8 protein-coding genes and 1 pseudogene are annotated in these 14,180 nt (G+C 44.8%); 2 read left to right on the top strand and 7 right to left on the bottom strand.

The features are described from left to right. The first annotated feature begins 17 nt into the window (after positions 1-17). Complete coding sequence (locus tag ACM1ND_RS00895; protein ID WP_071559489.1) at positions 18-1,415, top strand: phytase; 1,398 nt, start codon at positions 18-20, stop codon at positions 1,413-1,415. Positions 1,416-1,981: 566 nt separating this feature from the next. On the opposite strand, the pseudogene ACM1ND_RS00890 reads toward ACM1ND_RS00895, so the two are convergent. The 7 genes and pseudogenes from ACM1ND_RS00890 to ACM1ND_RS00860 all read right to left on the bottom strand — a co-directional run bounded on the left by ACM1ND_RS00890 (position 1,982) and on the right by ACM1ND_RS00860 (position 11,893). Next, positions 1,982-2,403, bottom strand: a pseudogene (locus tag ACM1ND_RS00890) (glycoside hydrolase family 52 protein). A gap of 502 nt (positions 2,404-2,905) precedes the next feature. After that, positions 2,906-4,267 carry an MFS transporter gene (locus tag ACM1ND_RS00885; protein ID WP_023986517.1) on the bottom strand — a complete coding sequence of 454 codons (1,362 nt, stop codon included), beginning with the start codon at positions 4,265-4,267 and terminating at the stop codon, positions 2,906-2,908. Positions 4,268-4,780: 513 nt separating this feature from the next. After that, the gene (locus tag ACM1ND_RS00880) at positions 4,781-5,533 is read right to left on the bottom strand and encodes an SDR family NAD(P)-dependent oxidoreductase (RefSeq protein ID WP_071559709.1); all 753 of its coding nucleotides are present in this window, start codon (positions 5,531-5,533) and stop codon (positions 4,781-4,783) included. A gap of 526 nt (positions 5,534-6,059) precedes the next feature. After that, entirely contained in the window at positions 6,060-6,428 is a 369-nt protein-coding gene (locus ACM1ND_RS00875) for a family 43 glycosylhydrolase (protein ID WP_418026927.1), read from the bottom strand. Positions 6,429-6,699: 271 nt separating this feature from the next. Further along, on the bottom strand, positions 6,700-9,129 hold the full coding sequence (locus ACM1ND_RS00870; protein WP_418026926.1) for a glycoside hydrolase family 2 protein: 2,430 nt from the start codon (positions 9,127-9,129) through the stop codon (positions 6,700-6,702). Positions 9,130-9,192: 63 nt separating this feature from the next. Further along, entirely contained in the window at positions 9,193-9,474 is a 282-nt protein-coding gene (locus tag ACM1ND_RS00865) for a hypothetical protein (RefSeq protein ID WP_418026925.1), read from the bottom strand. A 136-nt stretch (positions 9,475-9,610) separates the two neighbouring features. Continuing rightward, positions 9,611-11,893 carry a glycoside hydrolase family 3 C-terminal domain-containing protein gene (locus tag ACM1ND_RS00860; RefSeq protein WP_418026924.1) on the bottom strand — a complete coding sequence of 761 codons (2,283 nt, stop codon included), beginning with the start codon at positions 11,891-11,893 and terminating at the stop codon, positions 9,611-9,613. Positions 11,894-12,574: 681 nt separating this feature from the next. Here ACM1ND_RS00860 and ACM1ND_RS00855 point away from each other — a divergent pair. After that, positions 12,575-13,819 (top strand): helix-turn-helix domain-containing protein, encoded by a 1,245-nt coding sequence (locus ACM1ND_RS00855; protein WP_418026923.1) that lies wholly within the window; start codon positions 12,575-12,577, stop codon positions 13,817-13,819. The last annotated feature ends 361 nt before the right edge of the window (positions 13,820-14,180 follow it).

Below are 14,180 nucleotides of genomic sequence, written 5' to 3'. Positions count from 1 at the left end.
AGAAAAGGGGCATACATATGAAGTCAACTAAACTAGCATTATTAGCCATTTTAACGGGGGTTCTGGTATCACCAGAACTGACCCATGCGGCAGACATTCAGCCATCCGGGTATGCATCACTACGAACACAGGCAGATAAAATGGGGGCCACAATTACATGGGACAGTGATGACCACTCTGTTTTGGTCAAACTGAAAAATGGCATTGTCGGGACCTTTACAGTGGGTGAGAAGCAATATCGTCTAGCTGGACTAAGCGGAAAAGCGGACCGGGAAATTAAGATGATGAATGGAAATGTATATCTTCCTACAAAACTTCTTACAGCGCTTGAAGCAGAGAACAGCAAATATGCAGATCCAAAGGATGCAGTCCCCACCTATAAAGTGATCCCTTCTGCTGAAACAGAAGCTGTGGAGGATGGAGAAGACGCAGCCGACGACCCTGCAATCTGGCTCAACCCGGTCGAGCCAGAGAAAAGTAGAATTTTAGCAACCAATAAAGGCGGCGGGATTTTAGTCTATGATCTGGAAGGCAAGCAACTGCAAAACATGAAGGTCGGAAAAATGAATAACGTGGACCTTCGTTACGGTTTCACATTGGGCGGCAAAAAAATTGATATCGCAGGGGCAACCAATCGAACCAACAACACGATTGATATCTTTGCCATTGACGGTGCATCAGGAAAGCTGACCAACGTGGTTGGCAAACCCATTAAAGCATCTATGAAAGAAGTGTACGGATTCAGCTTATACCATAGCCTCAAGACAGATAAATTTTACGCGCTCGTGTTGGGCAAAGAGGGTGAATTTGAGCAATATGAGCTGACTGACGACGGAAGCGGCAAAATTGCAGGTAAGCTTGTCCGCCAGTTCAAGCTGAATACGCAATCCGAAGGCATGGTTGCTGATGATGAATATGGTACGATCTACATCGCTGAAGAGGATTACGCCATTTGGAAGTATAGTGCCGAGCCAGACGGTTCATCCGAGCCGCTGCGACGTGTTGATATTGCAGATGGGCGCAGACTTCACGATGACATAGAAGGACTTACATTGTATTACGGTAAAGATGGCAAGGGGTATCTCATGGCCTCCAGTCAAGGAAACAGTAGCTATGCGATCTATGAACGACAAGGCGACAATGCATATATAAGCAACTTTACGATCAGCGCGAGCCCTACCGTTGACGGTACGTCTGTCACAGACGGTATTGATGTTCTTGGCTACGGATTAGGCAAGAATTTCCCTCATGGTATCTTCGTTGCACAAGATGACGAAAATCTTCAAAACGGCAAAAAGTTAAATCAGAACTTTAAAATGGTGCCTTGGGAGCGAATCGCTACGGGAGCCCCTACTCCGCTAACGATAGACGATGGCATCAACCCGCGTGAATTGGTAAACAGAAGCACGCAGTAATGCCCTTCGGGGAAATCAACTCAACATTCCGACTCTATTCATAGAAAAAAGGGGTGTCCCAAAAGCCATAAAACAGCTGCTTGGGACACCCCTTGTTGCTTTTAAGCAGGATCGACTTGGGTACTCCGTATGGACGCTCCGTCCTCTCCGCTAATTTTAGTGTGAGTTATAACATCAAATGAGACTAAAACGTGCTTAGAAATGGTTGTTTTTATATCAATAATCGAAGATATTTATAACATCCAGTAAGATAAAAGTATTTTTTCTATAAGATACAGTGAGATAATATTATTAGCTGGTAGTTTCGTCGGAATTCCTTGCTTCACTCCTTAAGAGACAGAAAGATCCCAACACACCTATATGAGCAACACCGGAAAGCAATAAAGCTAAGGAACTTAACGACAGAACATGAACGTTTTATAAAGCTGTCCAAAGAATTCATCCAATGTAAAAGAAGAATATACCCGTTCTCAGTTTGATAGGAAACAATCGTCCGGGCACATCTCATGGCCTGTTCCCCAGCTTCCTTCGCCAATTCTGTAAGGCCGCTTGACTTAAAAAGTTTTTCAAGGGCAACGTATGCCGCCCAACATTTGCTTGCCAAGTACAGATTGGGACGGGTCTGGCACAGACACGACAGGCGAGTAGATGGAAACCATAAGGTCGCCCTCTTTACAAGTATCCGTAGACAACTTAAATTTACGCTGGATGCGATCTTTGGAAATTCGGCCAATTAAATTCATCATGTCTTGAATCATTTGGGCGTGTTCAATATCATAACGCTTAGCTTCATCTTCGCTATGTCCGAAAACGGGAGCGCTTCATACTTTCCTGGTACTTCCGTCTCCATAACAATAAAAATGTTCTTTGCCGGCGATTGACCAAGCTCCAAATCCAAACCGCCATTTGCACCTGGAAAGCCCAACGTGAAACTCGCGAATGCTCCGATCGGAGAGTGATGTGCGTTAAAAAACGCGTTATGGTTCATTTAGATTTCCCAAAAAATTTATTTCATGTTCAATTGCCACCCTAGCCTTCAAAATAACATTGCAGACTGCATGCTCCTTTTGGGGAGACGACTTTAGAAGAAATCCCGCTCTTTTCCCAACTACGATGATGGTGTGTCATCCCATCATACTCGCGAAACAATTGATAAAAATAGTTCATATCATGGCATTTATCCCCGATCACCAAATCAAACTTGTCCTTAAAATAGCGTTTGAACTAGTCACTTGCGAAACTCAAAGGAAACAGAGCTGTTGGATCTTAGGGACTCACCAGAATAGCTGTTTTTGTCCTTTTTTTAGCCCGTCACAGCGGGGCAGCACATATACCCGGTTTCATCTTTGTCCAGACTAGCCACCCCTTATATTGTCCCCCGAACAACACGATTTTCGTTCTGCATTTCCTCCAGAAAATTTGGTTGACCCAATCCGTGCTTTGAAAAATCGGGCGTTCAGGGAAATACTAGTTCTATTTTGACACAACGATTATTCAGGAACTTCTTCCCGTCTTTTCTTTAAGTCATCCAGAATGCCAACGTACTGCTTCTCTAGTGAGTAGAAAAACAACAAAATAGCCATGCAAATATAAGTGAATAATGGCAAATAAATATTCATAACGATGATCATCGATTTTGCAGTATCTGTCTGTATTAATGCGCCCTCCTGATAATGCCCGAAAGCAAGCAACCAGCCAATGAGTGCCGTTCCAAGCGCCGTACCGATTTTACCACCGAAGGAGTTCACACTATTCGTCAACCCAATAATCCGTTGCCCATGCTTCCATTCGCCGTATTCAATCGTACTCGTCATAAGCGGTCCCAGCACAATCATCAGAGGAATCACACCAAACCCTTGCAGTACGGAGCCAGCCAGGCCAATCGGGATGCTGTTAAGATCAATGAATCGAATGAGAGAGCCCAGGATCCCAACTGCCAATCCAAAGATGGCAGTATTTCGCTGGCCCCATCGCTTGATGACAGGCCCGGAGACAGCAAAAACGAGTACCATCGGGATAAAAGAGAGCGCTCCCATGATCCCTACCAAATTAAGATTGCCCCAGATATACTTGGCGTAATACATCCCGGCTGAAGCGGATACAGCAAAATTAATATTCGAGATTAGTGCGATAAAAAAAATAATAAGCCAATATTTGTTCGTAAAAAGCAATTTAAGACCTTTTCTCATCGTATAGTTTTTCTTTATCTCACCAACATCTTTCAATTGTTGGGTATTATATCTTTCTTTAGAATAACGGAAGGTCAAAAAGATTCCAAGAGAAGCGATTAACCCCAGGATTGCTGTTAAAAGCGTCCATTCTTTCTTGCCTCCTCCAAGAGCATTGACAGCCGGAATGAAAGCCATGACGATGATGGCTCCTGTGAAATAATTAGAAGAGGCTCGTAATATCCCCATTAAGGTTCGATCCTGCTGGCTTCTTGTCGTTAAAGCCATTAGGCTCTGATAAGGAATCGATGTAGGAGTAAACACAAAAATATAAAATATGATGTTAGTTATAACAGCGTAAGTTATTTTTGCCCCTGGGCTTAGATCGGGAACGCTGAACAGCAGCAAAATGGATACAAATATCGGGATGATCATTCTTAGCAGCCAAGGGCGGGCTTGACCGTGCTTAGAACGAGTTCGGTCTAGAAGTACCCCCATTCCGATATCTGCGCCAGCGTCTAGAAGCTTGGTAAATAACAAGGCTGTACCTACAACACCAGCCGAAACTCCAACAATGTCGGTGTAGTAGAATGTCATCAGACCTAATAGGGCTGTCATGATACTTAAAGCAATTGAACCTGCCGAATCACCGATTAATTCTTTAGTCGTAAGTTCCCGTTCCATCCAAAATTCAACTCCTTCGGTTAACATCCAAATATACGACAAAAGATTCAGAGAAGAAACTCTTCTCACGCACCACAGTCGCCTTGTCTCATGCTGTCATATTGAATTTGGAGCTCGCGCGGATACCGAGGAGGAATCGATGAATCACTTACCTCACCGAGTTATTTTCTTCGACATCTCACAGTATCCAAGCGGAACGGGATATTTATCCGCAACATTCTAATTGAAAGTCATCCAGTATAGATTCAACACCCTGGTTCTGGTGGTATCCACCGGGCCATTCACAAGACGGGCACAGTTAAGCTACCTTCTCTTTCAATGTCATGCTTGCCAATAAATCTTCCATTCTTTAATCCACGTTCAATTCGGCGTTCTTACATGCAATCAACATATTTCATCCCTGAACCTACTCATGCAACTTGTAAACATCATTCGGTATCCGCATACAACTAGCTATCGAACGGGTTCCAGAAGTCAGCTTGGCCCATTCTGAGTGATATGGATTAACTGCGATTACAACGTCAGCCCACCGTCAACCACGACGACCGAGCCGGTCATATAGCTGGATTTGCCTGAGGCTAGAAACACGACCATCTCGGCAACTTCAGCCGGATCGGAGAATCGTCCCATCCTCATGGAAGGGAATTCCTCCGGCATATAGCCACTCTCTTGCATCATGGCTGGGACTGTCTGTGTCAGCGCCGTATCGACGCCGCCAGGGCAAATAGCGTTGACCCGAACGCCTTTTCTTACGTATTCTATCGCTGCAGATTTCGTCAAGCCAATCACAGCATGCTTGCTTGCGGAATAGACGGCCATACTGTGTTCGGAGCGAATACCCGCGGTCGAAGCAGTATTGATGATCGAGCCATAACCCTGCTTGCCCATAACCTTCAGCACATGCTTCAAGCCAAGGAAGACGCCACGGACGTTGACGTTGATGACTCGCTCGAACTCGGACAGTTCGATGTTCTCCAGCAAATTGAATTGTTGCAGAACTCCTGCGTTATTAAAGAAAGCGTCGATTCGTCCGTATTCGTCGATGGTTGCCTTCACGTACCGTTCGACATCTTCGTTTTTTGAGACGTCGGCTTGCACAAAAAGACCCTCACCGCCTTGTTCACGAACAAGGCGTAACGTTTCTCCACCCGTCTCCGCATTGAAGTCGACGACAACAACGTTGAATCCAGCCTTGGAAAGCTGAAGCGAGGCGGCACGACCAATGCCACTGCCTCCCCCAGTGATGATGGCGACGGAACCAATCAGTACGGTTCTATCAAGAAGTTCATCAGTTTTAGTCTCGTTTGCCGGGCTTCTCTCATGAGGCTTCGTTTGAACGCCTTCTTCTCCGATGCCAGTCAGATCGGAAACGATAGCCGTGATCAACTCTTGGGGCATATTGGCTTGCGGGATGGCGGCCAGTTGCTTAAGCGACATGCCCTTCCCCATGCTCGCCATCGGATTGGTCGAGATTCCGGGCAAATGCTTCTCCAGCACCGTGGTCGCAGCTTTGTTCGCCAGCAATTCGCTTAATTTCGAGTTTTCGTTAAAGGCCATTTGTGATTCCTCCACTCTTTGTTTTTTTCAGCGTCTGCGTCTGTCATCGAACGCAGCCCAACCTTGCATTGATTCGTAAACGGCATGGAACGAAGCGATGAGCTACGGTTCATTACAATAAATGAAATTAAAGCAGATCATTTTTCCAGTTTAGCGGTATTAATACTGATTTGGCAGCCACCCCTGCTCAATGCTTTTTCCCATATCCTGTTCCAATTTGGTAACATACCACCCTTTATAATTCTGTCTGGAAACCCAAACCACTGCATGAAAAATGCTCCATACAGAATCCGGTGTATAAATGCATACGTCCGTCATCATCCACTAATACGCTTGGATCAAATTGAAAGGTATCTCCCTCTTTATCGCCCAGCAATGTGCCATCGACATAATGGACATGTCCGTAAAATTCATACTTGCCAGCAGGAGTATCACTTACAGCAACGGCAATTACTCCTAGTAAATCAAAAGCATAATAAAAATAATATCTTCCATCCGGTCCCACTTGAACGTCTGCTGCATATAACATCCGCTTCTCGGGATCATTGCACATCGGATCTTGCGTTTTCTCGTAAATGACTCCTTCGTACTTCCAGTTCCCCAAGTCATTACATCCGCAGACCAACATATATAATTGTTCTCAAAAAACGCTATACCATTAAACTTATCATGACTGCCATATATAAACTCTGTCACCAAAGACATATGGCTCACCATCCGGTACATATTCATATCTGGGCAAAAATGGATTTATTGCTTGTTTCGTCATTCTGCTGTCTCCCTGATAGCTTCCCTTTGAGTAGAGTCATATATTACATTGAAAAATCTCGTACCCAAAGAGTTAACTCACATCCTGATGGAAAGTCCGAATTCCACTATAGTGCGTTAATTGTAACGGATTGCGGAGTACAGCCTTCAGCAGTGACTGTCAAGGTGATGACGCCTGCGCCGGTTGGACGCACAACCGCCAATGCTTTGCCGTCGAAGGTGGTATTCTCCTTCTCGAAGTAATTCTCTTCGGTTGCGGGGTTGGCACTGCCAAAGCCCTGAATCAAGCCAGGCCCATCAATCATCACAGAAACCTTCCGGTCCATGGTGTTAAACAGATTACCTTGCTCGTCTTCCAGGCTAATCATTACGAAAGCCAGGTCACTGTCGGATGCGGCAATCTCTGTTCGGTCCGCTTCTACTGTGAGCATGACGGCACCGCTTGCCGAATGGAGTGCCATCCTGCCGGTTTCTTGTCCGCTAACGTAAGCCACCGCCGTAATTTCGCCCGCTTCATAGATGGTGTCGAATTCCGCTATAAAGCGTTGTCCTTCGCCCGCTTCAGCTCTTCCGACCGAACGCCCGTTTACCAGCAACTCGACTTCTTCTGCATCGGCATAAACTTCTACTTTAATTGGCTTACTCTCATATCCGCACCATGACCAGCTAGAGACAGAATCGCTCCAGCTCCATTTCGACAGAGAGGCTTTTTTAGAATAATGTTCAGGCCGCTGTACAGCGATATACGGAGCCGTGCGAAGACTGAATACGATCTCACGGTAATAGGATACGGGTCTCCGGTTGCCAAGAATATCAATGTCGCCGCACCAGCCTGTAATCCACGGGTACATGCCTTGATTTGAGGGGGATGAGCTATCCACATCATATTGGACTCTTCCTATCCCCGCTTCCCCCAGGTAATCCCATCCCGTCCAGGTAAAATCTCCAATGATCTGGCTAAGCTCTTTCACGAATTTCCAGTTAACATCGATTTTTTTCGGAAAAGTCTCGCTCCCGACGATAATCCGGTTAGGAAACTGTTCTATATCCTTAAGGTATCGTGATTCTGCATAATTGTAGCCCGCAATATCCACACATGCGAACGATTCTGCCGTTTGCGTCGTGCATAATTCGCTATTAACAATCGCCGAGAGGATGTCACCTAAATTGTTCATCGTTGTATTGATGCCGGAGTCTTCACTGATGTTAAAGTGTCCAGCAGTAGCCATTTTAGGCAATTCCTTCATTACGGCCAGCAAGAAATTAACCGAGTTCGTGGTAAAGCGGGTAGGATCAAGGGAGTGAATCTTCTCCGCGATCTTGCGTCCCCACATTGAACCGATGGAGCTGCCCGTTTCCGGAATTTCGTTACCGATGGAATACATAATTACGCTTGGGTGGTTAAAATCTTTATCCACCATCGCTTGTACATCCTTTTCCCACCAAACGGGGAAGCTCAGCGCATAATCATATTCGGTTTTGGTAGAACTCCACATATCAAAGCTCTCGTCCATAACCAGCATGCCAAGACGGTCGCATGCATCGAGCAGCGCTTTGCTCATCGGATGATGCGCGCTACGCAGCGCATTGAATCCTGCCTGTTTCAGAATCTCGACTCGCCGCTCCTCGGCTCGATCAATGGTAGCAGCACCAATCACGCCATTATCGTGATGAATACACGCACCGCGCAGCTTGACGACCTTCCCGTTTATGCATAACCCTTGATCCGCATCCAATGTTAGCGAACGAATGCCGAAGGTCGTTGACTCCTGGTCCACTTCTTCCTCGTCGGCCTTAACCGTCGTTCTGCACGTATATAGATTTGGCTCGTCTACATTCCAAAGTTTGGGGGCCTTTACCAGAATGGACTGACGAAGCGTTGCCGGCTCGCCCGCAAAGGTCGTGACCGGAGCAAGATCAGAGGCAACAACCGTTCCATCCGCATCGATAATCTCAGTCAACACCTGCACCGTCAAAGTGCTTAAGCCTTCATTTTCAATCACTGTCGCTACTTTTACGACTGCTCGGCCGTCAGATATCTCAGGCGTGGTAATCTTCACACCATCCAAGGCAATATGCGTGAGATTCCCTACGATCAGCTTGGTATTCCGGTAGATGCCAGCCCCTGTATACCAACGGGAGTCTTTGTAATTATTAGTGATAACACGGATCTCATTTTCTTGGCCATATTTGAGGAAGCGGTCAGTCTTTACATAGAAATTGCTGTATCCAAAGGGATGCTGACACGCAAAATCTCCGTTAATGTATACCATCGCTTGATTGTATACGCCTTCAAACTCGATGGTGACCCGCTTGTTCCGGTACTCCTCGGGTACAAAAAATGACTTTTTGTACTCATATTCTCCTTCCGGATAACAAGCGATACTCGGGCTGCCGTCTTTCAGTCTCTCCTTCTCCCACATCGCATCATGCGGCAAAGTAACAAGCTTATGCGGCTTTTTATCCGTATCGATCTCACCAAAGTAGCTAGGTTTTGGGCCAACCAGCCAATCAGCATTAAAAGATGTTTTAATCATTTCTAAGTCATCCCCTTCTTTTATATCAGAGCTTGAAGTTTTCTTTATTGTTCGTTCTTGGATTTACAGGGCCACACTAGTCTGTATCTCAAGTTTATATTGGTTACGTGAAGACATCTTCGACGTTGTAGGACCCTGGAAATAATTTAGTACATCCATTTCTCCTTCACCTTCCATAAAGGAAACCTCTTCCTGAAGAAGTCTTGTTCGTGGATATGCATTTTCCTTCTTAAGATTCAGATCGTGCCAAGCTTCAGTGAAATGGGCAAAGTAAGAACCAAACAGGACAATTTTCTTGACTCCCGCCTGCTTAGCCAAGCGCGCCAGCCGCTGAGTCGGGAGCACATCCGATGCCTCCTAAAATAAATATTTTTTTCATACTCGTACACTCTCCCTAGCTGTCGATTTCAGTTTTAAATCAGAAAAAATATGCTTTCTGCTGAACACTGAAAAAGATATTTTAAAATCTTGGATTGTGCATTTATTGGCGAACTGCCACGTTCAAATGCTCCAGAAGCATGGAGAGCGTCTCCTCCGTAAGTGCTCCACCTGTAAACGGAATTAAAGCCCGCAGCGACATATAGCGCATGGATGCCTGAATCATCTCCGCAGATACAGCATCTGAATGTGCATTTTCGGCTCCCTGGGGAGCCAGCCCCTGCATTTGGGCCAACACCGCCGTCGTTTTCGGATTCGAAAGCAATTCGCCTAGAGCTGTATTTCGATCGTATACCGGCACGATTTCTCTCGTAGTAGATTCCACCATAACTTTCGTTTGCAAAGCGATATGCCGTGAAGAGGACCCTAGTAAGATATCAAATTCCCCACTCTCCACGTGCCAGTCCTTGTGCTCGACACTGTAGTGTGCAAAGCTTCGTTTATCCAACGTGAAAGAGATGGTTTTCTCTTCTCCGGGTTTGAGCGCAACTTTGGCAAAGCCTTTCAGCTCTTTCTCAGGACGGCTTACCGTGGATTCACAATCATGGACATACAGCTGGACCACTTCCTTGCCAAATACGGGACCTGTGTTTTTTACATTCACGGTTACAGAGAACGTTTCGTTATCCTTCATTTCGGTCTGACTCACGGTTAAGTGGGAGTATTCAAACAGGGTGTAGCTGAGACCATAACCGAAAGGAAACAAAGGCTCGATATCTTTCATGTCATAATAACGGTAACCTACGTAAATCCCTTCCCGGTATTCGACGCGGTCGCCATCGCCAGGGAAGAACAAATAGGATGGATTGTGCTTCAAGGATTGAGGGAAGGTTTCCGCCAATTTACCGCTAGGGTTGGCATCGCCGAACAACAAGTCAGCGATAGCTCCACCCGCAGCCTGACCACCCAGATATCCCTCCAGAACAGCCTTAACATCTTGGAGCCACGGCATGAGAATCGGTGATCCATTGCACAGCACCACAACTACATTGGGCTGAACGGCTGCAACGGCAGAGATGAGCTGTTGTTGATTGAGCGGCATATCCAGATGAGAACGGTCATACCCTTCTGATTCATAGCGGTCGGGCAGACCCACTACGAGTACAGCTATATCTGAGGCAGCTGCAGCCTTTATCGCTTCATCAAGCATAGACTGATCGGATTCGTCCGAGTCCTGACCGTAGCCCTGCTTGTAAGTAATGGACGCGGTTTCCCCTGCGGATATCTTCATTTGTTCATAAATGCTGTCCAGCCGTGTAGGCTTGATATGGGAGCTTCCTCCACCTTGATATCTAACCTTTTCAGCCATTTGCCCGATAATTGCGATTTTTCCTTCTTTCTTCAAAGGAAGGATTTGATTCTCATTTTTCAGCAGAACCATCGTTTCTCTCGCAACTTCTCTGGCCAATTGATGATGGGCTGTCTGATCATAGCTGGCATTTTCACGCTTGGAATCGGCTGCTTTAAAAATGACATGCAGCAGCCTTTCTACCGCTTGGTCCAGCTTTTCTTCGGATAATTCACCGTGGTTCACGGCTTCAACAATTTGCTTGGGCCCTTCTCCGTTCGAAGAAGGCATTTCCAGCTCCATACCGCCGGCAATGCTGGCCACAATTTCACTTACCGCAGCCCAGTCGGAGACCACGAATCCTTCATGGCCCCATTCTTCTTTCAGAATGGTTGTCAGCAAGTATTCATTCTCAGAGACATAAGACCCATTGACCTTATTATAGGCTGACATGACGGTCCATGGCTGAGATTGCTTTACAGCCTTCTCAAAACCGGTCAAATAAATTTCTCTTAATGTACGCTCATCTACTATGGCATCTGTTGTCATCCGCCGATGCTCCTGGTTATTAACGGCAAAATGCTTCAAAGAAGTCCCGACACCTTGACTTTGCACACCTGCGATATGCGCTGCAGCTAATTCCCCGGTCAAATAAGGGTCTTCCGAGAAATATTCGAAGTTGCGTCCGCACAGCGGCGAACGCTTGATATTGGCGGCAGGTCCAAGGACGATAGCTACATCTTCTGCCTGTGCTTCCTTGCCAATGGTTTCACCCACAAGCTGTACCAGCTCGCGATTCCAGGAGCTCGCCAAACCAACAGCTGAAGGGAAACAGGTGGATGTTACACTCTCATTGAGACCTAGATGATCCGATTCCCCGTCCTGCTTTCGAAGACCATGCGGGCCGTCAGTCAATATAATGGACGGAATACCCAATCTGTCTACGGCTTGGGTTGACCAGAAGCTGGCTCCAGAACAAAGTTCTGCTTTTTCGTTCAACGTCATCTGTCTTACCATATTTTTAATATCACGATTCATTCTTCTCAACACTCCTCGGTTATGAAGCTCTGCAAGCAGGCAGGCTTTAACTATTGTTCCAGAACGATCGCCTAGAGCTGAAGGTCCAGTTCATTCAACAGCTCTTCCGGTGCCTCAAAGGAAGGATAACTGGCAAGGTCACGGATTGAGGCTTCTCCCCCAGCCAACCATGTTTTGTCCCATATCAATTACTGTTTCACCCGCTGGTGTAGTCATAATCTCCAACTTCAGTGATGCTGACTTTTACTTCCTTGCTTTCTCCCGGTTGCAAGCTCACATTTTCGAATGCTAGTGGAACAATGCTGTTACCAGCCTCATGTGTAGTAAATTGAAAACTATTCCGATGAATTGTTATTTAATGTTTATTTATCTTTTTTTAGTTTAATTTAAATAATATGACATACAATCTTTTCTAATCTGCTACGGTCAATTTTCCCTTCACTTACCCCAATGATGGGCTTCTTGTTTAGCTAAATTCATGTGATCACTGAAATAGTATTTAAATTCGTAAGCGCTTACCACAATGTATTAAAATTTTCTACTCTGTCCTATTATTCAGTGAGTCTTAACCCCTTTCGTTTTCTTAAAAGTAAGATAAGTCTTATTATAAGGAATAAGCGTTTTGATTGTGGTATGATTATTATATAAATCATACAAATCATCACTGAAAATGAGGTGAAAATGATGAATGTGGCTTTTCATCAACTTGCATTTTTAAGCAGGTTGATTTATGAATCCATACAACTTCCGGTTTTTTATCCAGTTTCAAATACTGATAATAGCATTAATGTAGAATCCAGTGATGATGCTAAAAACAGCATGTACTTTAGTCATCAGATCGAAATTGCTCGTTTACTTATGGAGCAGTCGATTCACACCAGGATTCCAAGTATTCATAAAACCATCTTTGATGAGTCTTACATCACGATTCCATTCTCAGCAGAAGAACAAACAGTTTCTGCAATCATTATTGGCCCTGTTTATTCATATCCCAGATCTGCGGAAGAAAACAAAAATTCATACCATGAGCCTGACTTAGAAGACAAATTACAGCAGTACGTACAACAATTATCTCATGTAAATAACAAGCGTCTTTATCATATTTGTATCCTTGCTTTCTATCTTTTGAATGGTGTATGGTTAGACATTTCCGATGTAATAAGTAGTGATTTCCTTATTGTGGATGAAAATAATTCGATCAGAAATAAAGTGGATTTAATTATATCCAAACAACGTGAGCTATCTGAGTATAAGGATGGGCGTGACCTGGAGGAACGTGTTCTTCAAATTATCAGAGATGGAGATAAAACTAAATTGCTTAGTATGTCTTTTTTTTCAGCTGCATCTCATTTTGAAGAAGGAGGGCTGTTAGCCAAGTACAGCCAACTCCGAAACAGGAAAAATTTGAGTATTTGTACGATTACATTAGCTTGCCGTGCTGCAGTAGAGGGAGGACTATATGCGGAGATTGCATACATGATAAGCGATCATCATATTCAACACATTGAGCAATTGTCTGATATAAAAGCGGTAGAATATGCAACTTTTAATGCATTGGTCGATTTTGTAGAACGAGTGTCTAAAGCAAAACGGAAGCACCTCTCCAAAGCTATATCCTTATGCCAGGAATATATTAACAAACATATTTATCAAAATGTGAATCTTACTATTTTGGCGGATTTAACCCACCTAAAGCCAAACTACTTAAGTCAAAAATTCAAAAAAGAGACAGGCATCACGATAAGTAATTTCATTCAGATGGAAAAGGTCGAAGAGTCAAAAAAATTACTGCTATTAACAACTGATTCTATTCACAGCATTGCTTTGCGACTGAGTTTCTATGATCAGACCCATTTCATTAAAATATTCCAAAAACATACCGGGGCAACGCCTGGTCGATATCGCAGAGAGAATAAGCTAAGATAGAGCACACTGCTTGAGCACTGAAAAGCTGCTTGATTTCCTGTCCATTAGTTAAAAAGCAGCCGAACGTACTGCTGTAGTGCTCCGTTTTCCTGTTGGCATAATTTATCTTACCTTGAAATCATCCCTCTTGGCGAAGTCTGAGCAGGCGGTCAATTTGTTCTATGACCTTCTGAAACGAGCCTTTGCCCCGGATTAAATCATGCTCCTGTTCAAAGCCTTCAATGGCGATCAGAAGTCAATATTTGCAACGCCTAATGGGATTGGCAGATTCACCAAAGTAAAACTGATTAATTTCATCGGTGTAAGTTCCCCCAGATTCCCCATACAAGCAGTATCTCATACTCACAGAACACAAATTAAA

The organism is Paenibacillus sp. JJ1722 (assembly GCF_048282685.1).
Taxonomy (GTDB): Bacteria; Bacillota; Bacilli; order Paenibacillales; family Paenibacillaceae; genus Paenibacillus; species Paenibacillus polymyxa_B.
Note: the sequence above shows the minus strand (reverse complement) of the source record. Positions and strands in the feature narration are given on the sequence as shown.

Excerpts from the sequence above, each read along its gene's own strand:
- ACM1ND_RS00870 (WP_418026926.1), bottom strand. The coding sequence starts at position 9,129 with ATGATTAAAACATCTTTTAATGCTGATTGGCTGGTTGGCCCAAAACCT.
- ACM1ND_RS00860 (WP_418026924.1), bottom strand. The coding sequence starts at position 11,893 with ATGAATCGTGATATTAAAAATATGGTAAGACAGATGACGTTGAACGAA.
- ACM1ND_RS00895 (WP_071559489.1), top strand. The coding sequence starts at position 18 with ATGAAGTCAACTAAACTAGCATTATTAGCCATTTTAACGGGGGTTCTG.
- ACM1ND_RS00855 (WP_418026923.1), top strand. The coding sequence starts at position 12,575 with ATGATGAATGTGGCTTTTCATCAACTTGCATTTTTAAGCAGGTTGATT.
- ACM1ND_RS00885 (WP_023986517.1), bottom strand. The coding sequence starts at position 4,267 with ATGGAACGGGAACTTACGACTAAAGAATTAATCGGTGATTCGGCAGGT.